At 58.9% G+C, this 21297-nt stretch carries 22 protein-coding genes; 9 read left to right on the top strand and 13 right to left on the bottom strand.

All coding sequences use genetic code 11. The annotated features are described in order from the left end of the window. From MED193_RS18210 to MED193_RS18150, 13 genes are all read right to left on the bottom strand, one after another. Positions 1-522 (bottom strand): crossover junction endodeoxyribonuclease RuvC, encoded by a 522-nt coding sequence (locus tag MED193_RS18210; protein ID WP_368072279.1) that lies wholly within the window; start codon positions 520-522, stop codon positions 1-3. 377 nt (positions 523-899) lie between these two features. Continuing rightward, a complete protein-coding gene (locus tag MED193_RS18205; RefSeq protein WP_157041411.1) occupies positions 900-3227 on the bottom strand; it encodes an AAA family ATPase in 2328 nt (775 codons plus the stop codon). Between the two features lie 44 nt (positions 3228-3271). Then, the gene (locus MED193_RS18200; protein WP_009811231.1) at positions 3272-4030 is read right to left on the bottom strand and encodes a hypothetical protein; all 759 of its coding nucleotides are present in this window, start codon (positions 4028-4030) and stop codon (positions 3272-3274) included. Continuing rightward, positions 4030-4236, bottom strand: coding sequence for a DUF6511 domain-containing protein (locus MED193_RS18195; protein WP_039967026.1), 207 nt, complete (start codon positions 4234-4236; stop codon positions 4030-4032). The genes MED193_RS18200 and MED193_RS18195 overlap by 1 nt, the downstream gene beginning before the upstream one ends. Then, positions 4229-4447 carry a hypothetical protein gene (locus tag MED193_RS22990; protein ID WP_157041409.1) on the bottom strand — a complete coding sequence of 73 codons (219 nt, stop codon included), beginning with the start codon at positions 4445-4447 and terminating at the stop codon, positions 4229-4231. Before MED193_RS22990 ends, MED193_RS18195 begins: the two co-directional genes overlap by 8 nt. Beyond that, positions 4444-6126 (bottom strand): DEAD/DEAH box helicase, encoded by a 1683-nt coding sequence (locus MED193_RS18190; protein ID WP_009811229.1) that lies wholly within the window; start codon positions 6124-6126, stop codon positions 4444-4446. Before MED193_RS18190 ends, MED193_RS22990 begins: the two co-directional genes overlap by 4 nt. A 12-nt stretch (positions 6127-6138) precedes the next feature. Continuing rightward, positions 6139-6762, bottom strand: a complete 624-nt coding sequence (locus MED193_RS18185; protein ID WP_009811228.1) for a hypothetical protein — start codon at positions 6760-6762, stop codon at positions 6139-6141. 19 nt (positions 6763-6781) lie between these two features. Then, entirely contained in the window at positions 6782-7657 is an 876-nt protein-coding gene (locus MED193_RS18180) for an ATP-binding protein (protein WP_009811227.1), read from the bottom strand. Beyond that, the gene (locus MED193_RS18175; protein WP_009811226.1) at positions 7654-8187 is read right to left on the bottom strand and encodes a hypothetical protein; all 534 of its coding nucleotides are present in this window, start codon (positions 8185-8187) and stop codon (positions 7654-7656) included. Before MED193_RS18175 ends, MED193_RS18180 begins: the two co-directional genes overlap by 4 nt. Further along, the gene (locus MED193_RS18170) at positions 8187-8534 is read right to left on the bottom strand and encodes a hypothetical protein (protein WP_050757605.1); all 348 of its coding nucleotides are present in this window, start codon (positions 8532-8534) and stop codon (positions 8187-8189) included. The genes MED193_RS18175 and MED193_RS18170 overlap by 1 nt, the downstream gene beginning before the upstream one ends. A 24-nt stretch (positions 8535-8558) precedes the next feature. Continuing rightward, positions 8559-8882 (bottom strand): hypothetical protein, encoded by a 324-nt coding sequence (locus MED193_RS18165; protein ID WP_009811224.1) that lies wholly within the window; start codon positions 8880-8882, stop codon positions 8559-8561. Positions 8883-8886: 4 nt separating this feature from the next. After that, entirely contained in the window at positions 8887-9573 is a 687-nt protein-coding gene (locus MED193_RS18160; protein ID WP_254655469.1) for an RNA polymerase sigma factor, read from the bottom strand. 480 nt (positions 9574-10053) lie between these two features. Then, complete coding sequence (locus MED193_RS18150; protein WP_009811222.1) at positions 10054-12228, bottom strand: hypothetical protein; 2175 nt, start codon at positions 12226-12228, stop codon at positions 10054-10056. Between the two features lie 391 nt (positions 12229-12619). Between MED193_RS18150 and MED193_RS18145 the strand changes: the two genes are divergently transcribed. The 9 genes from MED193_RS18145 (at position 12620) to MED193_RS18110 (ending at position 21283) form a co-directional block, all read left to right on the top strand. After that, positions 12620-13072 (top strand): DUF2924 domain-containing protein, encoded by a 453-nt coding sequence (locus tag MED193_RS18145; protein WP_009811221.1) that lies wholly within the window; start codon positions 12620-12622, stop codon positions 13070-13072. Continuing rightward, entirely contained in the window at positions 13069-14376 is a 1308-nt protein-coding gene (locus tag MED193_RS18140; protein WP_009811220.1) for a recombinase family protein, read from the top strand. The genes MED193_RS18145 and MED193_RS18140 overlap by 4 nt, the downstream gene beginning before the upstream one ends. After that, a complete protein-coding gene (locus tag MED193_RS18135; RefSeq protein ID WP_009811219.1) occupies positions 14373-14756 on the top strand; it encodes a hypothetical protein in 384 nt (127 codons plus the stop codon). Before MED193_RS18140 ends, MED193_RS18135 begins: the two co-directional genes overlap by 4 nt. A gap of 182 nt (positions 14757-14938) precedes the next feature. Next, positions 14939-16093 (top strand): DNA (cytosine-5-)-methyltransferase, encoded by a 1155-nt coding sequence (gene dcm, locus MED193_RS18130; protein ID WP_302621671.1) that lies wholly within the window; start codon positions 14939-14941, stop codon positions 16091-16093. Then, the gene (locus tag MED193_RS22665; protein ID WP_302621670.1) at positions 16086-16532 is read left to right on the top strand and encodes a very short patch repair endonuclease; all 447 of its coding nucleotides are present in this window, start codon (positions 16086-16088) and stop codon (positions 16530-16532) included. Before dcm ends, MED193_RS22665 begins: the two co-directional genes overlap by 8 nt. A gap of 60 nt (positions 16533-16592) precedes the next feature. Next, positions 16593-18224 carry an ATP-binding protein gene (locus tag MED193_RS18125; RefSeq protein ID WP_039966369.1) on the top strand — a complete coding sequence of 544 codons (1632 nt, stop codon included), beginning with the start codon at positions 16593-16595 and terminating at the stop codon, positions 18222-18224. After that, positions 18224-19051 carry an HNH endonuclease gene (locus MED193_RS18120; protein WP_009811213.1) on the top strand — a complete coding sequence of 276 codons (828 nt, stop codon included), beginning with the start codon at positions 18224-18226 and terminating at the stop codon, positions 19049-19051. Before MED193_RS18125 ends, MED193_RS18120 begins: the two co-directional genes overlap by 1 nt. Then, positions 19044-20855 (top strand): DEAD/DEAH box helicase, encoded by a 1812-nt coding sequence (locus tag MED193_RS18115; RefSeq protein ID WP_009811212.1) that lies wholly within the window; start codon positions 19044-19046, stop codon positions 20853-20855. Before MED193_RS18120 ends, MED193_RS18115 begins: the two co-directional genes overlap by 8 nt. Next, positions 20852-21283 (top strand): EcoRII N-terminal effector-binding domain-containing protein, encoded by a 432-nt coding sequence (locus MED193_RS18110; RefSeq protein WP_009811211.1) that lies wholly within the window; start codon positions 20852-20854, stop codon positions 21281-21283. The genes MED193_RS18115 and MED193_RS18110 overlap by 4 nt, the downstream gene beginning before the upstream one ends. Positions 21284-21297: the final 14 nt, after the last annotated feature.

Raw genomic sequence — 21297 nt, 5'->3', positions numbered from 1 at the left:
TCATTGCGCACCTCCGTGGGTTTCCATGGCCCAAAGCAGGATCGCGATGGCATCGGCCTCATTGTCATCAACTGGGCTGAACCCGCGCGCCCGGGCGGCGGCGATCATGGCGTCCTTGTTGGCGTTGCCCTTGCCGGTGGCGTGGCGCTTGATCGTACCGACTGGCACGCCCTCGTATGGCACGCCGCGCAGCTCGGCCCATGCCGTCAGCGTGGCCATCAGACCGCCATAGACGTGGGCCGCATCCGTGCCCGCGTGGCGACGGACCTCTTCGAACCAGATGGCAGCGATAGGCCCGGACAACCGCTCCAACTCGCCCAGCCAATTCGTGAAGCGCAGGTATCGCATCCCACCGCCATCGAACCGGCCATTGCGGAACGATGCTGTGCCGCTGGTGATCAGCCCGTCGGCGCCATGCAGCGCCCAGCCCGTGGTTGTGCCGAGATCGAGCGCCAGCAATGTGCGCTGGCTGGTAAACGCAGGTGGCACGTTCTGGACGGCGTTCTGATTGGGGTTGGTCATGGTCTGGTCCGCCATGGGCTTTCTCCTTTTGTGATTGGCTGCTCGAGGGGTGGATCGGGCCAGACTGCGGCCCGAGAAAGTGCCCAGGGGTAGGTGGTGGCTCTCCCCGCCTGTAGCGGGGAGGACACCTACCCCTTTAGGGGGGACTTTTCTGAAATCTGAAATCTGGCATAGTGCCCTAATTTTTTTAGACAAATCCAGATTTCGGAGCAGATTTCGGAAACCCCCTTCCAAAATCTGGAAAGGACCTTCCAAGTCGCTGAAACCAAATGGTAAAAGCCAGATTCCAGATTTCGCCAGGATTTCAGATTTTGCAAAATCTGGCCAGATTTCAGACTTTTGCACCCAGATTTCGGAAGGCAAAACGGCGTGTTTCATCATGCGTCCTCCACCTCGCGATAGACCCAGACAGACGGGTTTTCGACGGGCAGAACGGCACCGGTCTGTGGGCATTTGTAGTGGCTGGGCAGGACATCGATCAGCTCCGGTGTGACCTCTCCGGTGCCTGAATCGACACGCTCTCTGCTGGTTGCAAGACGCATGGTCTCGACGCAGAGATAGCCATATTTGCTCCGCTCGGTCGCCAGATCCAGCGCAGTCGCAGCGGCCCCGCGGACGAACTTCACGTAGCCTTTCGTGGTCAGCACGTTCAGCCGTTCGCGGATGATCGATTGCCCGCCAAGACCCCCGGTGTTCTCGAAGGTCTCCGCGAAATGGGTCATCGTGTACATTCGACCCTGAAGGGCCTCTTCGTACAGCAGGCCGCAGATCACCTCGCCCTTGCGGTCCCGCTCGGCATCATGCTTTGCGCCGACGTCCTGGCGCACCAGCCGCTCGTTCATCGGGTTGATCTCGACCCATTGGCCGCCGATCTTGTCGATGACCTTTTGCGGCAGCGCTGGACCGTTGCGCAGCTCGATTTCCAGTTTTCGTTGCGAGCATTCCTCGTCGGGCCGGTGCAGGATCAGGCCAGAGGTATAGAAGCCGCGCAGAGCACTGGCGCCGGAAAGCGCGAGGAAGGGATCGTCCTTGACCTGCTGCTTGCTGAGCTTCTTGGTGTGGTGGATCAGGATGACCCCGCAATCGGGGTCGATATGATCGCGCAGGACCTCCACCCGTTCCTTCAGAAAGAACATCATGGCGGTGTTGTCGTTTTCGCCGCCGCCATCGGGTCCGCCGTCGAAGAGGTTCCGGATCGGATCGACGCAGATGATGTCCACTGGCGCATCGGGGAAGGCCGTTTGGACAGCGCGGGCAACCCGCACGCTGCCTTCGTTGTCGAGCAGCATCTTCAGTTTCGGCGTTGCGACGAAGGAGTCCCTCGCAGCGGCCAACACCTCTGATGGCAGGGCGATCTGCTTCAGGCGTTCGCGCAGATAGTGATACTGGATTTCCGCCTGCAGATAGAAAATCCGCAGCGGCCGTGGCGGGGTGAAGCCGAGAAACGGCATACCTGCGGCCATATGGACGAGCCAGGAGATCAGCAGATCGCTCTTGCCGACCTTGGGCGCGCCGCCGAGCACCAGCAGTCCGCCCGGCGTCAGCACCCGGGGCGCGATGATGTCCACCGGCATCGGACTCTGGTCGTCCAGCAGCGCGCCCAGCGTGAATGCGGGCATCTCGGCCGGTCCCGGTGCGCCGGAATCCAATCGGATCAGGGGCGGTCCGTATTTTTCGACATGCCGCTCCCAGAGCCGCTCGGACTCGCGCTTGAGCCGATCAACGCGCCACTGGGGCCGCAGCATTGCGGCGTTGTAGCCGCAGATGCCTTCCCAGCCCTCGTCCTTTGTCATCCGGCCCTCGTGGACCATCCGGATGAAATGCCCGATCGCAGCAGATGCGCCCTCGAAGCGGGACCAATCGTCCTGCGCCCCCTCGCGCACCGGGGTGACCAGCACATCGTCCATCGCCGGTTTGTCGGGATGGCTGAACTCGGGTTGCAGGGACACGCCCGGCGCGGGCGGCATGTCGGTCACGGCCTCCATGAACTCGGCCAGGTCGCGTTCGCGGTCGGCGTTTAGCTCGACGATCCGCACCTGCGTTTTCAGGCTGTTCTTGTAGTAAACTGAGCCTGCCACCCGGATCGGCTGGTGAGCGGAGCGGAAATGCATGTCGCCGCCGACCTTTGCCGCGATGTCACCGCGCAGACGGGTCACGCGTCGAATGTCGTCACCCTCGGCGGGCTCGGTCAGCGCCCACCAGACATGGGCTTTCCGCTGGCCCTCCGGCGTCACGCCACCGCTTTCCACGACCATGGTCGGCGCACCAAGATGGCGCTCCAGATGGGCCCGCTTGGCGGCAATGTCGCCGGTGTCCAGATCGACGACCACGGTCTGCATGTGCAGAATCTCGGCAGCTTTGGCCTGACCGGGCGCGGCCACGGTGCCGGGGATCACATAGACCGCTGCCCCCTCCCGCGACGCCCATGTGGCGAAGGTCGCCATCTTTTCAGGCGCGGCCTGATCCGCCTCGAGCCAGATGTTATGCGGGCGGCCGTCAATGCCCTGGCCCTTGTCGATGAAACTGCGGACGGGGATCAGGCCGTCGCAATAGCCAAAGACGACCTGCATGAATTGGGCGATCTGCGCAGGGTCCGGCTCGTCCCCGAACACGTCGATTTGCGGAGCGGCGTCGTTGAAGTCACGCCACGGATTGAAATGGACGATGTTTTCCTTGGGCGTATCTGGCGTTGTTTCGTCGCGCATGGGTGTATCCTGTTCGGAATCTGATGGATCGGTGGGCTCATCGGTCATGTGGCCAGCCCCCAACACCGCTCGGCATGGGCGCAGAACCGGCATCCGAAGAAATCGCGATTGGCGGCGATGCGCGGCAGCAATTCGCCCGCGTCGGTGGCTTGCAGGATCCGCACCGCGCGGTCGGACATACGCTGCGCCAAATCCGCATCGAAGGGGACGAGCTCATGGTGCAGTTCGGCTGTGTCCTTGTTGATGGCGGTGAACAGCGCCGGAGTTGCCGATATCCCCGGCACCGAAGGCTCCATGTAAGCCTGGTAGATCGCGATCTGGGCAGCGTAGACGGGTTTGGAGACAGTCACCCCGTCCTTGACACAGGCCCGCCAGTTCTTGGCGTTCATGGTCTTGCATTCCCACAGCGCGGGCACGCGCATACCAAGCGCTGCTGGGGCATCGGCGATAATCCCATCGACATGGCCCCGGACACGACCGCCCGCGACGGAGAAACCGAACTGGCCGCCATCGCGTTTTTGGGTGACAAGATCGATCCCAGCGGCCCGCAGCCAGCGGATCGCCAGATCCTCGAGTTGATGACCAATCGCGAAGATCCGCAGCGTTTGCCCGCTGAAATCGCCACCGTCATCCTTCGGCGCACCGGCAAACTCGAATTGCAGCGCGCGCTCGCAGGCATGCCCAAGGCGGGATGCACCAAGATAGGTCCGGGGCGGCGTGGCCTCGCGTTCGGCGATGATTGCGGCATCGACCAGCGAGTTGATCCGCTCGGCCGTGGAGGGCCGGTGATTGAAGTCCAGCATCAGAACGGCACCTCCGGTGTCTGGGCACGGGCGATGTCGGACATGGCCTCGCGGAAACCTTCGACAGCCTCCTCGATCAGGGCGCGCACCTGTGCCTCGCTCAGATCCGCGAACGCGGTCTGCCAGCCGATCTCGTCCATCAGCAGTGCAATGCGTTTCATGGTGGCGGTGACGGCGGCGCGCTCTTCTTCTGTCAGGTCAACCATGGCAAAAGGCTCCCGCGCCAAATGCGTCCACAAGCCTTGGCAGGGCATCGAGCAGAACCAGACCGATGGCCGGGGCCGCCTCGACCGGACCGGATCGCGCCAGCCAAAACCACGCGTGGGTTGCCGGCAGACAGCACAGAGCTTTCCACGCGGATGCCAGAGACGTCGCCGGTCTTCGGCCGTGATGGGACTTGGTGAGGTCATGGGTCATGCCGCCCTCCGTTCGGGACCAGCCACCGCATTTACCGCTGCCTGGATGGCGCGCTTGTTGAAGCCGAAGGTCATCAGCGCCGAGGCGCGATAGCGCGTCAGGCCGAAGTCGTGGCGACACTCGGGCGGCAGGTATTTCAGCTGCTTGTCGGTCGGTGGCTGGCGCAGCCATCCTCGCGTCTTGAAGGCGCTTTCATCGCTCTCGTGGGTGTTCAGCCAGTCATCGGCCTGCGCAAGGCAGACGGTGCGTTCGCCGACGCCCAGCAAGCGTGGCCGCTCGCCCTTGGCCCCGCCAATGGCGTACCAGACGCCCTCCATCCAGAAGATGCCGCCCCAGGCGGTGAAGCCCGTGGCCATCAGCGCATCGTCCGTCCCAAAGAGATCGACCCATGCGAAACTGGACCGTTTCAGCAGATCGATCTCGGTCATGACAAAACCCGAGAGCGGCACTGCGTCCGCGCCGGTCTCGCCTTCGTCCTGCAGGAAAACCTCACCGCAGAGCGGGCATTCGGTGGCGGCGAGCGGGATTTCCGCCGCGCAGGCCGGACAGCATTTGGTAGGGGCTTCACCGGTGCCGATCTTGCCATCCAGATCGACATCTTGCTCCAACGTGCCGTGGATCAGGCTCGACGTTCCGAAGTCCAACACCACGCAGTCGGTCTTGACCAGCCCCGGATGTTCTTCCGGATCGACCGTGCGCAACCCCCGCCCGACCATTTGAATCATGGTGGATTTGTAGGAACTGGGGCGCAGCATCACGACGCAGGACGTCGGCGGATGATCCCAGCCCTCAGTGAGCACCGCGACATTAACGATCACGCGGATATTGCCGGACGCGTAGTCGGCGAGGATGGCCTTGCGGGCCTCGGCCGCCAAGTCGCCACGGATCAGCGCGGCGGAAATACCAGCCGCCTTGAACGCTTCGGTGACATGTTCAGCGTGAGCGACGGTGGAGCAGAACACGACGGTCTGACGATCTCCCGCCTTTTCGGTCCAGTGGCGGATCACTTCGTCGGTGATGGGCGCGCGGTCCATGATGTTCGCCACCTCGGTCATGTCGAAATCCGCGCTGGTCTTGCGGACGGATTTCAATTCCTCCTGCACGCCGACATCGATGACGAAGGTGCGCGGCGGCACGAGGTGGCCCGAGGCGATCAACTCGCCTAAACGCACCTGGTCGGCGACATTGTCGAAGACCTCACGCAGTTCCTTGCGGTCGCCCCGGGTCGGCGTTGCCGTCACCCCGAACACTCTCGCGTCGGGATTTGCATCGCGCACCCGGTCGATGATGCGGCGGTAGCTGTCCGCAACCGCATGATGCGCCTCATCGATCACCAGCAGATCAAGGCGCGGCATGTCGGCCAGGTTCGACATTCGCGCCAACGTCGGCACCATGGCGAAGGTGACAGCGCCGCCCCAGCATTTCTCGGTCGCGTCGATCACTGAGGTGGCTACGCCCGGCACCACGCGTTGGAACTTGGCGCGGTTCTGCGCCGTGAGTTCGTCGCGATGGGCCAGAACGCAGGCCTTGGCACCGTCACCGATCATCTCGCCGGTGACCGCCGAGAGCATGATGGTCTTGCCCGCGCCGGTGGGAGCCACACTCAGCGTGTTGCTGCGGGACGTGAGCGCAGCAACACTGCGCTCGACGAAGGTTTTCTGGCGGGGGCGCAGGCGCATGTCCGATCCCCCTTACTGCGCCCAGCTCGGCCGCCCGGGAGCACCGGGGTTGGCTGCTAGTGGATTGGACGATGGCGCTGCGGAGGCACTCTGCTGCGGTGTGTCCCCCGGTCCAGCGTTACCGCTGAACTGCACGGACGCCGTGCCCATGACCTGCGCATAGTCGCGATGATCGGGCGTGACCGCGCTGCGGATCTCGTTCTTGTCGTCACCGCTGGCATCGGTGCCGATGTCGATACGGGCGATGAACTCGATCCCGTCGAGATCGGCAAAGCCGCTGATCCGCCGCGCGGCCTGCGCCTCGGCCGACATGTCCTTGTCGGAAATCCCGCGTGCCGAGTTCAGCATGCCGCGCACGAGGCTGCGGCCCATATTGGTCCAGTCCGGCCCTTTAGGACTGAAGAGCCCGATCAGCGTGAATATCTTGCGCCGGGCATACGGACCTTCGGTCACGGTGAACTCGCCGTTGAGATAGACAGCACCGGTCGAGCCGCGCGTGGCATAACCGCCGGTCCAGCCCTGCGAGGCATCGTCGAATCCGCCAGGGCGGATGGTCAGGCGCACCTTGGCCAGCGTGCCCTTGGGGATGAGATTGCTGTTGCTTTGCGCGTCGTTGAAATCGTTCCAGGAACCCATGGGGAACCTCCTTCTATTTTCAGGATTGCGGTTGGGATTGATCGGCACCGGCCGGATCGGCAGGCGGCGGGGCGTAGGTCAGGCGGTCGGATGGAGGCGTCGCTGCCGTCCGGATCTTCGCCATCAGGCGGCCGAGATGGGGTTCTTCCACCTGTCCTAGGCGGCCAGAGCGATCCTTGGCCGGAAAGCCCCAAGGGTTGATCGTTTGGCAGACGAAGGCGCGATACGGATCACCGCCGTCGGCCTTCAGCTCCGCCATGGTGATCACCTCATCGACGATCCCCGGCAGCTCTAAGCCGGTCTTTGAGCCGTCGATCTGCGGCTGAAACACTTTGCGATTAAAGTCGTCGAGCTTCTCGTCGAGGATCCCGACGAACCAGACATTCTTCGCCCGGGTGTGCTGCAGATGGGTGAGCCAGCCGATCATCTCGCGGCCATGGAGCCCGTAGGCCCCGCGCACATCCGGCTTGCCTGTCTTCTCAGACATCGCCTCCGGCTGGCCCTTGCACCATCCGAAGCACAGCCGCCCAGCAACGGTGATTGAGTCCACGAAGATGGTGTCATAGCGATCGAGCGCTGTCGGATCACCGAAGCGGTCGCAGACCGCCTTGTGATGCGCCGGGCTATAGGGCTGCTCGTCGCGCAACGCCGGGTTGGGACCACCAATGAACACCGCGAAATCCCGGCATTCCGCCCATGTGCGCGGGCGGATGCTATCGCCTTTCCAGCCCTCGATTGCGAGATCGCCCGCTTCGAGATCCATGAACAGCGTGCGCTCGGTGTCGAGGGTCCAGAGCAACGAAGTTTTGCCGATTCCACTCTTGCCGAAGATGCAGCCCTTGATGCCGCGCGGTTCGGCAAGCCGCTGGTCGGCGCTGATGATGGGGAGGCTCATTGGTCAGCCCCCTGCGCGAGGATCTCGACCTTCAGCGTGCCGGGCCGCACCGTGCGTGCGGGCTCGAAGCCCTGACGGATCGCCTCGGGCCAGGCGACGTATTTGCGCTCCGGCACCTTGTAAGCGAGATCGACATATTCGGCGGGATCGTCCCCGGCATCGCGGATCCGCGCAACCATATCGGCCAGCCGATCCTGATCCCAATCCACCCGCTTCGGCAGATCGGCGACCACGGTGAAATCACCGTCATCGAACCGGACCGTACCAGTGTCCTTGGCTTGAACCTGCCGTTCTTCGGCGGCACGAGTGGCGTAGCGGACAACCAGTCCGGCATCGAAGCGTGTTTTGGCGGCCTTGTCGCGCTTCAGACGCTCGTCGATCTCGCGCTGCAGGATTGCCAGCAACTCGACCGGTAGCGCCGCGATTTCGGCTGCGCTGAGGGACGGCAAATCGTCCGGTGTGGGGGTATTCTCGGGGAAAGGCATGAAAGGGTCTCCGTGATCGGGGAAAAAGGATTGAAATGCGGTCATCACGCGGCCTCTTGTTCGGCGAGCAACAGCTCGGATAGCGAGACAGAGGCCGCGTTCGGCTTTGGTCTGGCGATGGCGACGTAAGCGAACTGGTCCGGTGCGATCCGCTCCTGCACCAAATGCACGAGCCCCTGTTCGGCAGCCCAGAACGCCCGCCCGGCCAGCTTGCTCAGTTCGCCGCGGCCCTGATCGTCGAGCCGTGAAAACAGCGCGAAAGTGTCGAGCACGAGAAAGCCGCAGTGATACTCCAGCCGGTCACCGGGAGCGGCTTGCGCCACCCAGGCGCAGAACTCGATTTCGGTAAGCGGTCGGCTGGCGCGAACCGTGACGATGGGTGTGATATCCATGAACATGGTCTCCTCTTCAGGCCTCTAGCCTCGCCCAGACGAACTCGTCCCAAGCAGAACCATGGGCGGGTCGGTGTCGTCGGGAGAGGCAGTTTCGTTGTTGGCGCCGTCGGCATAGATGGCGACAAGCGGGGTCCCATCCTGATGGGTGCCAGCCTTCTCGATGCGGTAAGTGCGGTGGTTTTTCAGGATCTCCGGCAATTCCCAGCGACGGTAGAGTCCTGGGATGCGTTTGAGATCTTCGGACATTGGATCGGTGTTTCTGATCATGCTCGTCAGCTTTCGGTTTGGGGTGAGCGCGGTGGCGTCTGAATGGGAAAAGCCACCACGCCGCAGAGATCGGGACATCGGGTCAGCCGATTTCTTGCAAACCAGTCCGCAATCGCCGGGTCGCCCGCTGATAGCGTTTGCGCGTTGCGGCTTCAGACAGCCCCAATTCGGTCGCGACTTCGGCCTGGGAGAAGCCGTCGATGGCCACTCGGATCACCAGACCGGCATCCTTCCCGGTGATGCGGGCGAGATCGCTGTGCAGCAGATTCTGGCTGGCGGAAGGATTTGATACGCCAGCATCGATCGGGACTTCGTCGGGGTCGATCTCACTGCGCAGGTTCTGGTGCCTGTCCTCGCGCTGACGCATTCGGATGATGTCTCGCTCGACGTTTCGCAGGATGGTGGCTGCAATCCGGGTGACCCGCCGCAGATCAAGGCCGCGGATCGCCTCTGTGGTTCGGGCGAGGATTTCCGAGGCAACCTCATCAGGGGTTCCTATCTTGCGCCAAAGCGACCGGCGCCGGACGGCGTCCAACCCAGGCCAGAGTGACAGCAACATCAACGTCAGGGCGCAATCGCCACCGGGACCGTTTGATTGTGCTTCCCGGACCAATGCCGCGAGGATCAGGTTCTTGTGATCCGCGCCGTCGGAGCCTTGATGAAGACAGTCCAACAACGCGGTCGGATCGCGGTATTGAGCGACGGGGTGACCCGCACGCCTGATTGCTTCGAAGCTATGCTGGAAGCCCAGCGTAGAAGAGGATTTCATGAGATGATCACGGATTTCGTGCCATGCGAAGGACATTGGACGCCTGCCTTGCGGCCAGGCGTCCAGCGCCTTGTCGTGGCCAGGTCAGGACGTCGCGCGTCTCTTTGATTTCATGGGATTTAGAGAGTGCGCCTTAGCGCATCGGAGCCGTCGTCTGGTTCAACGTCCCGCAACCGCGGCAGGTGGCCACGACGGGAAAGCCGACAAAATACTCGTGCCCCCGGGCAAAACGCAGGTGCATGCCGCCGTCCCGGAAAACTCCGAGCAGCTTGTCACAGCGCGTGCAGCGCCAGTCATTTGTTGGGGTGTTGGTCGGCCCGCCCTGGCGGGGTGTGGAACCGGTCTGTCGCGCTGGACGGCGATGGTGATCGGGAGTCGGCATGGAAATGCTCCTCTGTTGAGTGAGCCTTTCCAATAAGCAGCGGTTTTTTAGACCGTCCCCGCCAATTTGTTAGACCAGCGTCTAAGGAAGCTTTGCGCCTAGCCTGCGAGACGCCAGTAACCGCGCGTTGGTCCCTTGGCGATGTAGACGTCGAGAATGCTATCCCACATCGGCTTCTTGAATGCCTGCTGTGGGCTTTTGACCCCGGTGTCCTCAATAAGCTCCGCCGTTTTCACGTCCGGGCTTCCAGCCAGATGGGCTGCAACCAGTTTTTCGAAGATCCGGATCTGATTTGCTCCAAGAATGGCCAGTGGTGCTTTTCCGGGAATGCACAATGATGCGGATTGGGTTCCGGATTTGTTAACTGCCACCGTGCTGCCGCCCAATGCAAAGTTCCGCCCGGTATCAAAGGTTTGCATAACCGCATCCCGGGACAACGCTTGTTCGGTTCCTTCCCCTTCAAGATGTGAGAGCAATGGAACCACGACGTTGGGGCCCAGACATGTCAGGGTCTCTGGGCTGGACGACAGGACAACACCGATCCCGGACATATTCCGAGCCCTCAGAAGCTGGTCCAGTTTGTTGATGATCACCGGATCGCCCAGCCGCCGCGCGAAATAGACCGGGGTGCTGGCTCCATCGGTGCCCATGTTCCCCAACAGAATCAGATCCTGATCGATGACCTGCGTCCCCTTGCTCGTAAGCAGCGGTCGCACGAGTTTTACCACGGTTTCTTGCAGCCATTCGCGATTGATCTGGTAACGTTCCAGGTCTGCAACCGGGCGCCTCCCTGCATCCTCGCCGAACGGACCTGTTGCCTGAACCTGGCCAGGGGTCGATGAGGGTTTCAGCGCAACCTCGCCATTGATGTCGTCTTCGTCGATGAGGACGACGTCTTGCCTATCACGCCGTTCAAGCAGACCGCCTTCTATCAGTCGTCCGGGATCGAGACCGATTTCGGCGAGATAGCCGCCGGAAACCTCGTCTTCCTCGCGATCATACAGATCCACCAGTTGCGGCAACATGGAGCGCAAATCGCCATTGTCGACCTGACGGAATGCACTCAGGATTCCCCATTCGTGTAACAGTGCGAATCCAAAGTTGCGCTCGTCCGGATCTTTGTTGCTCTGGAGATTGCAGCTTTTGGCCCCCGACACAGTGATATTAAGGGACCGCTCCTTGTCATCGCCAGATTGGTTGTATTTGACCGCGATACCGATGCGGCTGAAGCTGTCAGCGCGCCTGAAGATGTTACCCCTGCCAAGGTATTTGGTTGCGACGTCCTGGATATCATCACCTATAGCAACCTTGAGAGCCAGCTTTCGGCTCCAATGGCCCAGGCGGACTTCCACCTCCAGAACCCGCGCCACCTGGATCTCGAAGCCGTCGATCTCCGGGATTGGAAGTGTCAGGGACGATCGAAATCGACCGAGGTTGTAGCGCTTCCAGGTCAACGGTTTCTGAGAAATGTCGTGTTCAAGTGTCACTTCGGCAAAGGCATCACCCACCTTCTGCCGGACGACCGGGCTGTCGGCACAGATTTCGATCTGCCGCTTCGACGGGGTATAGATCAATGTCGCCTCGTTCGGTGGCCGGAAATAGATCGTTCCGCGCCGTCCATCGTCACGATGATCGTGAACGCTCGACAATGGACCGCCGTGCCGAACAATCAGCATGATCGACGCGGGATGTGGGTCCGTTGCCGGCAAATCAAGCGCCTTGACGGTGCAAGCCGTTTTGAGTTCGAGGACCTCGGTGATTTTCGACGCCAACGCAGGTTCGTCGATTGCGGCCGCATCGATACTTACGGCATTTTCCAATTCAACCTCAAAGGCGTCATATAATTTGCCATGATCACGGAATTGACGAGCATAATGGAAGCTCTCCGCATCCTGGAATGCTTGGCGATGATTCAGAAAGATCCAGACACTTCTGCAAATCGGATCTTGCTGGCTTGAGTATTGCCCATGTTGTTCGTCATCCAATCTCTGATCGACAATTGTTTCGAGAGATGAAACGCCTTTTCCCTCAGCAAGCAAATGAATCCGCCGGCATCTATGCTCCAACGGCCGCAAATCATCGTGATCAAATTCAGATAACGTTTCCAATAATTTCTGGCGGAATTCCTCGTCCCCCGTTTCTTCTAACGGCAAAACGATTTCAATTTCGTTTTCCCCTCGCGGCAATGAAACGAGCTCACGGACAAGATTGCTCGGAGCATCCTCGACAAGACTGTGCAGCAAAGGGCCGGTTTTGGAATTCTTGCTCGCCATTCGAATACCTCGGAAAAATCAGTTTTTGTTTTTCCGCAGCCTATTGGTTGCCGACACGGCGCACAACTGTTGCGTGTCACTTCATCCCTGAATGCCCGGTAGCCCAACGCTGCACAGGTTTCGGGGGGCAATGTCCCGAAACCCGCAACAAACAGGCTTTTCCCATGTGAGCACACAAAAGTGAGGCCCACATGAAACGCCCAAACGCCCTACCGCCTGAACTGATGACACCCACCGGACGCCGGGCCGAACTTTGTGGTCTACTGGCGGCTGGTCTCGTTCGTTTGCGGTCACGAGACATTCCGCAAATCTCTGCAACAAATGGAGAATTTCCGCTACACAACTCGGTCGACCAGAGCGGTAGTGCAACTCCAACCAAACGGAGACCCGCATGACCAAACCCGATCCCATCCCCGCGCGCCTGGCGGCGCTGAAATCCACTTCGACACCGGACCTGAAACAGCAATGGCGCGAGCTGTTTGACAGCGAGCCGCCGCCGTTCAACCGCCGCTATCTGGAAAGCCGGTTGGCCTATCGAATTCAGGAACTCGCCTATGGCGGGTTGAAGCCGCAAACGGTCAAGCGGCTTGAAGTTCTTGGCGAACAGCTGGACGGCGGTGATCGCAAGAAAAGCCGCATCCGTGCGGATCTGATGCCCATCGTCGGCACGCGCCTGATCCGTGAATGGCAAGGCGTCGAACATCTCGTCACCGTCACCGCTGACGGCTTCGACTGGCAGGGGCGACCGTACAAGTCGCTCTCGGCCATTGCCCGCGCGATAACCGGCACGCGCTGGAATGGCTGGGTGTTCTTCGGGTTGAAAAACCATCGGAGATCAACATGAGCAAACCGATCATCCGCAAACTGCGCTGCGCCATCTACACCCGCAAATCCTCGGAGGAAGGGCTGGAGCAGGAATTCAACAGCCTGCACGCCCAACGCGAGGCCTGCGAGGCGTACATCGCCAGCCAGCGGTCCGAGGGCTGGGTGCTGGTGCGCGATCAATATGATGACGGCGGCATCTCCGGCGGCACGCTGGAGCGGGCGGGCCTGAAACAGCTGCTCGCCGACGTCGAAGATGGATTGGTGGATGTTGTCGTCGTCTACAAGATCGACCGCCTGTCACGGGCGCTGATGGATTTTTCCAAGCTGGTCGAGGTATTCGACCGTAACGACGTGACCTTTGTATCCGTCACCCAGTCATTCAACACCACCACCTCCATGGGGCGGCTGACCCTGAACATCTTGCTCAGTTTTGCCCAATTCGAACGCGAGGTCACGGCCGAACGCATCCGTGACAAATTCCGCGCCAGCCGGATGAAGGGCATGTGGATGGGCGGGGTGCCGCCTTTCGGATACCGCGTTGAAAACAGAAAACTGGTGGTGGATGAAGAACGCTCCAGCATCGTCCGCTGGGCTTTTGAGCGTTTCATTCGTATTGGTTCTGGTACTGTTTTGGCGCGCGAACTTGCGGCAAAAGGCATTCGTACCCCGAAAGGCAACGCGATGGACAAGAAATTCATCTATCGCATGCTGAACAACCGTGCCTATCTCGGAGAAGCGGTCCATAAAGGAGACAGCTATCCCGGCGAGCATGATGCCATCATTGACCGCGATATATGGGACAAGGTTCATGCGGTTCTGAAAGAAAGCCCCCGCAAGCGCGCCGCCCGCACCCGTGCGGACACACCTGCGCTGCTGAAAGGGCTGCTATATGGTCCTGACGGTGCAGCCTTCTCCCCGACACACACGCGCAAGGGTGGCAAACTCTATCGCTACTATGTCAGCCAGACCATTCTGAAACACGGTGCGGGAACCTGCGAGATCGGACGTGTTCCCGCTGGCGAGATAGAAGCCGCCGTCATCAACCAGCTCCGCTCCGTGTTCCGCCAACCCGAAATCGTGGCGGGTACATGGAAAGAGGCGCGCGCGCAGGACGGCGAGGTCACCGAGGGCGACGCACGTGTGGCGCTGCAACAACTGGACCCACTGTGGGATGAACTTTTCCCCGCCGAACAGGCGCGCATCGCAGCGCTGCTGATCGAGCGGATCGATATAGGTGTTGATGGCCTTGATGTGCGCCTCCGAATGGATGGTCTGACCGGATTGGCGCACGAAATGATGGCTGATCTCGGAGCGGCGGCATGACCCGCGCGAAACCAGTCTCGGAAACGGTGACAGTGCACATCCCGTTCCGAATCGTGAAACGTGGTGGCCGTAAAGAAATGCAGCTACCCCCTGACGCTCCGCGCCAACAGAAAACAGACGGCACGCTGGTCAAGGCGCTGGCGCGAGCGTTTCGATGGAAAAGGATGTTGAAATCCGGCGAGTTCACGACCATCGCCGAGCTCGCGGATAGCGAAGGAATCGCGCCGTCCTACATGACCCGTGTCCTACGCCTGACACTGCTCGCGCCGGATATCGTCGAAGTGGTTCTCGACGGGACGCAGGGACCGGATCTGACGCTGGCGTGGCTTCTGGAGCCATTACCGATGGATTGGCGACAACAGCTGGAACGCTTTGGCTAGCGGACTAATCTAGAGGCCGCGATTGCATTCGTGACGCTCTGCAATTTTTCAAAGGTGAGCGCAGCTGCATTTCAGTACAACTCCAAGTCAACCCGCGTGTTCACCGAATTTCTGCAAGGCGACCGCCAAAACGACTGATGTTCGAGTCTGTCCGTGGCGGAAGGGATTCTTGGACCACCCAGATGTTCATGCTTTATTCCGCAACTCTTGTTATTCCATCTGGATTGAAAGCTAGATATGGTACCATCAGAGAGGGTCAGTACATGCACAAATCGCCGAGTAGTTTTAGTTTCATCGATCTTTTTGCCGGTATCGGAGGTTTACGCGTTGGTTTCGAAGCTGCCGGCGGAACCTGTGTTTTCACTAGCGAGTGGAACCGCTTCTCGCAGGAAACCTACTCTGCGAATTTCGGGGACGAACACCCGCTCAGTGGTGACATCACGGAAATTTCAGAAGCGGAAATTCCAGCTCACGATGTCTTGCTTGCTGGCTTCCCATGCCAGCCTTTCAGCATCGCCGGAGTAAGCAAAAAGAACTCACTGGGCCGTGCTCACGGCTTTCTAGATGAGACCCAAGGAACGCTCTTTTTTGATGTCGTGAGAATCATTGCCCATCATCGCCCGCGCGCCTTCCTTCTGGAAAACGTCAAGAATCTGCTGTCCCATGACAAGGGTAACACCATGAGGGTCATCCTACATGCGCTTGACGAACTCGGTTACGAGGTGGATCACAAAGTGATAGACGCACGCTCTTGGGTGCCACAGCACCGTGAGCGCATATTTATCTCGGGCTTCCGTCGCGATGTTCCCACGCGTTTCTGCCTCGACGATGTGGTGATCCCTCCGGGACCGAACCCACGGCTTTCGGACATTCTTCATCCCGAGAACGGGTCCGAGATCGCCGAGCCGCCCTATACAGAAGGTCACCTAGCGCGTATTGCCGACAAGTACACACTGTCTGACAAGCTTTGGGCCTACCTCCAAAATTACGCCGCAAAACATAAAGCAGCCGGTAACGGCTTCGGCTTCGGCCTATGCACTCCCGAAAGCGTCGCCCGGACACTAAGCGCAAGGTATTACAAGGACGGGTCAGAAATCCTGATCGCGCAACCCGGGAAGAACCCTCGGCGACTGACGCCACGCGAATGCGCCCGTCTCATGGGTTTCGACCGTCCCGGCTCCAACCGCCCATGGAACATCCCGGTTTCCGACGCACAGGCGTACCGTCAATTCGGCAATGCGGTTGCGGCACCGGTCGCAATAGCGATCGCCGAAGCCATGGCCCCATGGATTGAAAATACTGTCGCATTGAGGCCGCGGAGAAACCAAAGTGCCTGAGAAACGATCACCGATGTCCAGATCGGAAATGATGGCTGGGATTAGACCAAAAGATACAAAGCCCGAGATGATTGTCCGCAAGGGATTGCATGGTCTCGGGTTCAGGTACCGTCTCCACAGCCGCCATCTTGTAGGCAAGCCCGATCTCGTGTTGCCGAAATACCGTGCAGCACTTTTCGTTCACGGTTGCTTCTGGCACGCGCACAACGGTTGCTCATATTTTAGATTGCCAAAAACCCGAACTGAATTTTGGCGAGAAAAGTTGGAAAAAAATGTCGAACGTGATCAGAAAACTGCACAAACGCTTACCGCATCAGGGTGGCGCGTACTGACAGTTTGGGAATGTGCGACGAAGCGCTTATCCCTAGAAGATCTCATAGGCAAGATCGCAGCTTGGTTGCGCGGAAAAGAGGTTTTCGGCGAAATACCAAATAGGTGAGAAATTTTTTGATTGATAAATCCAGATTGTCGGAACGACGCTGGAGAGAGGAAGAGCAGGATGAATGACCTGATAAATGAACCGGATGCCCCGCGCCTGATATTCGGTCTGCGCGACACTGGTTACAATGTAAAGACCGCCGCTGCCGATATTATTGACAATTCGATTGCTGCCAAAGCCGACCACATCAATGTCGAGATTGTCCTTCACGAAGACGGAAGAAAACTGGTCTATTTTGGCGACAACGGTGTCGGGATGGATGAAGAAACGATCCATCGCGCTATGCGCTACGGCGCGCCTGTACGCGAGAACCCTGAAAGCCTGGGAAAATTCGGGCTCGGGCTCAAGACGGCTTCAAGTTCGGTCTGCTTGAAATTCACCATCGTTTCGCGGGCTACCACAGAGCAGCCTTTGGTAAAACTTGCATGGGATCTCGATCATGTGAAGGAACGCGGCAGGTGGGAAATGCTGCGCGAGCCGGTATCGTCTGATGAAGAAGAAATGTTCGAAGAACTCTGCGGCGACACGGGAACCCTCGTAATTTGGGAAAAGTGTGACCGGATCTTGTCCAAAGAATACGAAGCGGGGGGGACCAAGGAACAAGCTGCAATCAAGCGGCTGGCTGACACCCTCAGCAAACATCTCTCATTAGTTTACCACCGCTTTACCGACAAATCCGATAAGCGCGAGCGGGATATAGAAATTTTCATTAACAGCAGCCCAGTTGTGCCGTGGAATCCTTTCTACCCCAAAAGGTCAGAACAGGTTCTTCCACTAAAAAAGCAGACACTATTGGTTGAGATGCCGGATGGCTCGGAGGAACGTGCCACGATCCACGCATGGATTCTTCCACACCGTCGCGACATGACAAAGGATGAGGAACGTGAATACGCCCGTATCTCGAACCGGGCTCAAGGCTTCTACGTATTCCGCGAGGGACGGTTAATCCAAGATGGCGGCTGGATGGATGTCTTCGGCGCGCCCGAACCTCACACTTCCCTTTTGAGGATCGAGTTTGATTTTGGACATGAACTGGACGACGCTTTCAGAATCGATGTGAAAAAATCTCGCATTCTTTTCCACCCTGATCTCGAGGACGGCCTCCGAACGCTTCTACAGCCAATATACCGTGAGGCAGGGAACCGCTATCGGAGGCAGAGCAGAGCGCAGGCCAATGCGAAAAACAAAGTGGATCACGGTAGTTCCAATAAGAACATCGCGGCGACGACGAATGCCACGAAGGCACAGGTGACGTCCGTGGATCCAGAAGGCCAGTCTGCGGAGATATCCAACAACATGGGCCCGAAGATCCGGATCAAGTCACCGATCCAGAACAATGTCAGCCCCGATTACGTGCATGTTGAAGCGGTTGAATCGATCAATAGTGGGGAACTCTGGCAACCAGCTTTCCGGAGCACCGGAAACGACGGGCATGTGCCGTCCGTTCTTTTGAATAAACACCACGACTATTACCAGAAAATTTATCAGCGAGCCGCTGCAAACGGATATGCAGTGGAAGGAATGGACCTTTTGCTGTGGGCATTCGCAGCGGCCGAACAGAACAATACAAATGACGAACTCGAACCCATTTTCGAAGATATCCGCACCGAGATATCAAACAACCTACGTAAACTTCTGCGGAACTTACCTGATCCTGAACCAGGCGAACTGGCAGAAGATGATGACGACTGATGCTGGCAGCGAAACAGGAACTCATCGTTCGTGAACTGGAGGAAGGCACTGGTGCCGTCATTGCAGTCGCCATAGACAATGGCGGGCTGCGCTCTGGCATGAAAATATGGTTCGATGACCTTGACCAGCAGCACGGTCCCGTCGCGGAAATTAGACCCCACGGTCTCAAAGCACATCGCGTCAACTTGGCATTCGGAAATTTCTCCGGTGCCGTTATTCGCCAGATTCGTCAGGCGTCGGCCGAGGATCGACAGCTGGCCATGGCACTGGTCGCATCCATTGATCAAGCCGCGAGCCTTTCCATTTCGGCACAGGCGCTCGATGACTGGACTGTAAACGATGGCTCTTTCCGTATGGCTGCAACAATACGGCACGACGTTCGACCCGACTCGGATGAAGCAGTTTCCCATACCTGCCGCGAAGTGATCGTGCCCATGATGGCGGCGATGGCCGAACTCATCGGGTACGACGTGGTCGAAGATGACGTGATCTGCGATGAGCCAGCATTCGAAGGAGCAATAAAGCCTTCTCTCGTCAATCGCCGTGAGCGCAACCCTCGCAACCGGCTTCTCTGCATCCGCTTGCACGGTGAGACCTGCGCAGCTTGTGGTCTCGAACCACGTCGACGCTACGGCGACGATGCTGGCGGCATAATTGAAGTGCACCATCTGGAGCCACTAGCAAATATCGCGGCTCCCAAACCCTACGACCCCGCAACCGACCTGTTACCACTATGTCCATCTTGTCATCGGGCGGCCCACACGCGGCGACCGGTGCCTTGGGATATCGAGTACATTAGGCGCATGCTGGAGGAACATCTTGGTTGACTACACGAAACTCCCCGAGTCTTTTGGCGACCTGAAAGAGGCTCCTCCCGGTGGTCATACTATTTCAGAAAGACTTCTGGAACCAATTGTCCGCCTTGAGCGTGAGGAGAACCGTATCGTCGCGCGATTGGGCGGCGTCAGAATAGTACGGGGCGTGCGACATGAGTTTATAGCCCCAACCAATCGCCATTGCTGGGTGGTCGATGGTACGATAATTCGCCCCCTCCCGCGTGATGCGACGCAGGTGCTCGTGCAAAAAATCGGCGGTGTCGATCCCACTGATATTTCATTCAGCACTGCGATCCGACTCATGAGGTCGAATGAGGATGGCATCACCACCGCGCCGTCGGAAGCGATCATGAAGCCGGGCAAGGAGGCTGCAGAACTAAAAAGCGATACGATCGGTATCGCGGGCTTGGAGGCGGAGCTATTTCCCTATCAGGCGAGAGGCGTCCAATGGATGTGGGACACGATCTCCCGAACTGGCGGCCTGATCCTCGCAGATGAAATGGGCCTCGGCAAGACACTCCAAATCATCGCGCTGCTCATGATCGATCCGCCCGGGCCCCAGGCACCGGCATTGATTGTCTGCCCCACCAGTCTAATTGCCAACTGGGTGCGTGAGATTACTAGGTTCGCGCCGACCTTGGATGTAGCTGTTCATAGAGGAGCGCACAGGACTGGGGTGGTTGCAGGGCTAAAAGTGTCCCAAGTGCTGATCACAACCTATGATACCATGGTAAATGATATCGCCATTTTTTCGAGCCTCGAATGGTCTTGGGTAATTTGCGATGAAGCACAGGCAATCAAGAACCCGCAATCGAACCGTCGCCAAGCAATCGCAACCATCCCCCGAAAACGCGCCATTCCAATGACCGGGACTCCGGTCGAAAATAGCTTGGTCGACCTTTGGTCTTTGACGGATTTCGCCATTCCAGGGCTTTTGGGCAATCTATCAGAGTTCGAAGGCAGTTTTCCTGATAGTCTCGACTCAGGCCAACAACTGAAGCACCTCACCGATCCGATTATCCTAAAACGTCGGGTCGCGGATGTAGCCAGCGATCTACCGGAAAGGATTGACGTGGATGTTCCGCTCGAACTCGACGACCGGCTGATCGACCACTATCGCGATGTACGTGACGCCACAATGGAGAAATATCCGGTCGCGGGCGCTCTTGTTGCGACTCTCCAGTTGCAGCTCGTTTGTGCCCATCCCTGGTTACGCAACTCGGGGGAAAACGAAGAATGTGCAGCTTTAGTCCCAGCCGCAGACATGCCTCTTGTCACACCCAAGATGGAGCGGGCAGTCGACCTGCTTCGCGAGGCGTTTGCCAATGGTAGAAAGGTCATTGTTTTCGCTCTTTTCAATCGGATCGGTGATCTGCTCAAGCAGGCGTGTTCCCATTTGCCTGATACGCATTGGGGAGCGATCAATGGCTCAACTCCCCAGGAGGACAGGCAAACCATCATCGATTTGTTCGCTGCCCATGAAGGGTCGGCCTGCTTGGTCCTCAACCCGAAAGCAGCGGGTGCGGGTCTGAACATCACCGCGGCAACCGTTGTGATCCATTTCACGCCGGTATGGAATCCCGCGCTTGAAGCCCAAGCGAGTGCACGGGCACATCGCAGAGGGCAAACAGAACCGGTCACAGTCTATCGGCTTTTCTATTTGGATACCGTGGAGGAAGTAATGATCGATCGGTCCGCTTGGAAGAACGACCTCGCGAACGAGACCGTACCAGTGTCGACCCGTGACGCCTATGATCTCAAACGTGCCCTCGAAATAATGCCGGTGAAGTCATGAGCAGTGAGAAATTCCGAAAACGACTGAGTGCCAATGATGTTGGAACAACGGGTGGACACCAAGGCGGCGTCTTGATCCCCAAAGGCGAGAAGGAACTTCTCGCAATGCTGCCGGCTCTTGACCCGGAGGTAAAGAACCCTGACGCTTGGATCGAGTGCACCGACGAAACCGGACACACGTTGAAATTCCGTTTCGTCTATTACAACAACCGCCTTCACGATCCAGGCGGCACCAGAAACGAGTACCGGATTACACACATGACGAGTTGGTTTCGGGACGTTGGCGCTCGAGAAGGTGACGAATTCGAAATATCACGAGTTAGCTTCGGCAACCAGTATTCGATCGGGATCAGACCGAAAGACGCTGAAGAGCCTGACCCTGATCAAGGCGTTCGCATCCGTTTGACCAGCTGGCGGCGGGTCCATTGATGCCAACAATCCTG

Origin of the sequence: Roseobacter sp. MED193 (assembly GCF_000152965.1) — a bacterium.
Classification (GTDB): domain Bacteria; phylum Pseudomonadota; class Alphaproteobacteria; order Rhodobacterales; family Rhodobacteraceae; genus Pseudophaeobacter.
The sequence above is the reverse complement of the archived record's forward strand: the minus strand, read 5'-3'. Positions and strand labels throughout refer to the sequence as shown.

What these genes read in the sequence shown, in the direction of transcription:
- MED193_RS18185 (WP_009811228.1), bottom strand. Translation starts at nt 6,762, where the DNA reads ATGGGTTCCTGGAACGATTTCAACGACGCGCAAAGCAACAGCAATCTC.
- MED193_RS18125 (WP_039966369.1), top strand. Translation starts at nt 16,593, where the DNA reads ATGAATGACCTGATAAATGAACCGGATGCCCCGCGCCTGATATTCGGT.
- MED193_RS18160 (WP_254655469.1), bottom strand. Translation starts at nt 9,573, where the DNA reads ATGAAATCCTCTTCTACGCTGGGCTTCCAGCATAGCTTCGAAGCAATC.
- MED193_RS18135 (WP_009811219.1), top strand. Translation starts at nt 14,373, where the DNA reads ATGACCCGCGCGAAACCAGTCTCGGAAACGGTGACAGTGCACATCCCG.
- MED193_RS18165 (WP_009811224.1), bottom strand. Translation starts at nt 8,882, where the DNA reads ATGTCCCGATCTCTGCGGCGTGGTGGCTTTTCCCATTCAGACGCCACC.
- MED193_RS18195 (WP_039967026.1), bottom strand. Translation starts at nt 4,236, where the DNA reads ATGGTTGACCTGACAGAAGAAGAGCGCGCCGCCGTCACCGCCACCATG.
- MED193_RS18210 (WP_368072279.1), bottom strand. Translation starts at nt 522, where the DNA reads ATGACCAACCCCAATCAGAACGCCGTCCAGAACGTGCCACCTGCGTTT.
- MED193_RS18190 (WP_009811229.1), bottom strand. Translation starts at nt 6,126, where the DNA reads ATGCGCCTGCGCCCCCGCCAGAAAACCTTCGTCGAGCGCAGTGTTGCT.
- MED193_RS18205 (WP_157041411.1), bottom strand. Translation starts at nt 3,227, where the DNA reads ATGCGCGACGAAACAACGCCAGATACGCCCAAGGAAAACATCGTCCAT.
- MED193_RS18170 (WP_050757605.1), bottom strand. Translation starts at nt 8,534, where the DNA reads ATGGATATCACACCCATCGTCACGGTTCGCGCCAGCCGACCGCTTACC.
- MED193_RS18120 (WP_009811213.1), top strand. Translation starts at nt 18,224, where the DNA reads ATGCTGGCAGCGAAACAGGAACTCATCGTTCGTGAACTGGAGGAAGGC.
- MED193_RS18175 (WP_009811226.1), bottom strand. Translation starts at nt 8,187, where the DNA reads ATGACCGCATTTCAATCCTTTTTCCCCGATCACGGAGACCCTTTCATG.
- MED193_RS22990 (WP_157041409.1), bottom strand. Translation starts at nt 4,447, where the DNA reads ATGACCCATGACCTCACCAAGTCCCATCACGGCCGAAGACCGGCGACG.
- dcm (WP_302621671.1), top strand. Translation starts at nt 14,939, where the DNA reads ATGTTCATGCTTTATTCCGCAACTCTTGTTATTCCATCTGGATTGAAA.
- MED193_RS18140 (WP_009811220.1), top strand. Translation starts at nt 13,069, where the DNA reads ATGAGCAAACCGATCATCCGCAAACTGCGCTGCGCCATCTACACCCGC.
- MED193_RS18180 (WP_009811227.1), bottom strand. Translation starts at nt 7,657, where the DNA reads ATGAGCCTCCCCATCATCAGCGCCGACCAGCGGCTTGCCGAACCGCGC.
- MED193_RS18200 (WP_009811231.1), bottom strand. Translation starts at nt 4,030, where the DNA reads ATGCTGGACTTCAATCACCGGCCCTCCACGGCCGAGCGGATCAACTCG.
- MED193_RS18110 (WP_009811211.1), top strand. Translation starts at nt 20,852, where the DNA reads ATGAGCAGTGAGAAATTCCGAAAACGACTGAGTGCCAATGATGTTGGA.
- MED193_RS18145 (WP_009811221.1), top strand. Translation starts at nt 12,620, where the DNA reads ATGACCAAACCCGATCCCATCCCCGCGCGCCTGGCGGCGCTGAAATCC.
- MED193_RS18150 (WP_009811222.1), bottom strand. Translation starts at nt 12,228, where the DNA reads ATGGCGAGCAAGAATTCCAAAACCGGCCCTTTGCTGCACAGTCTTGTC.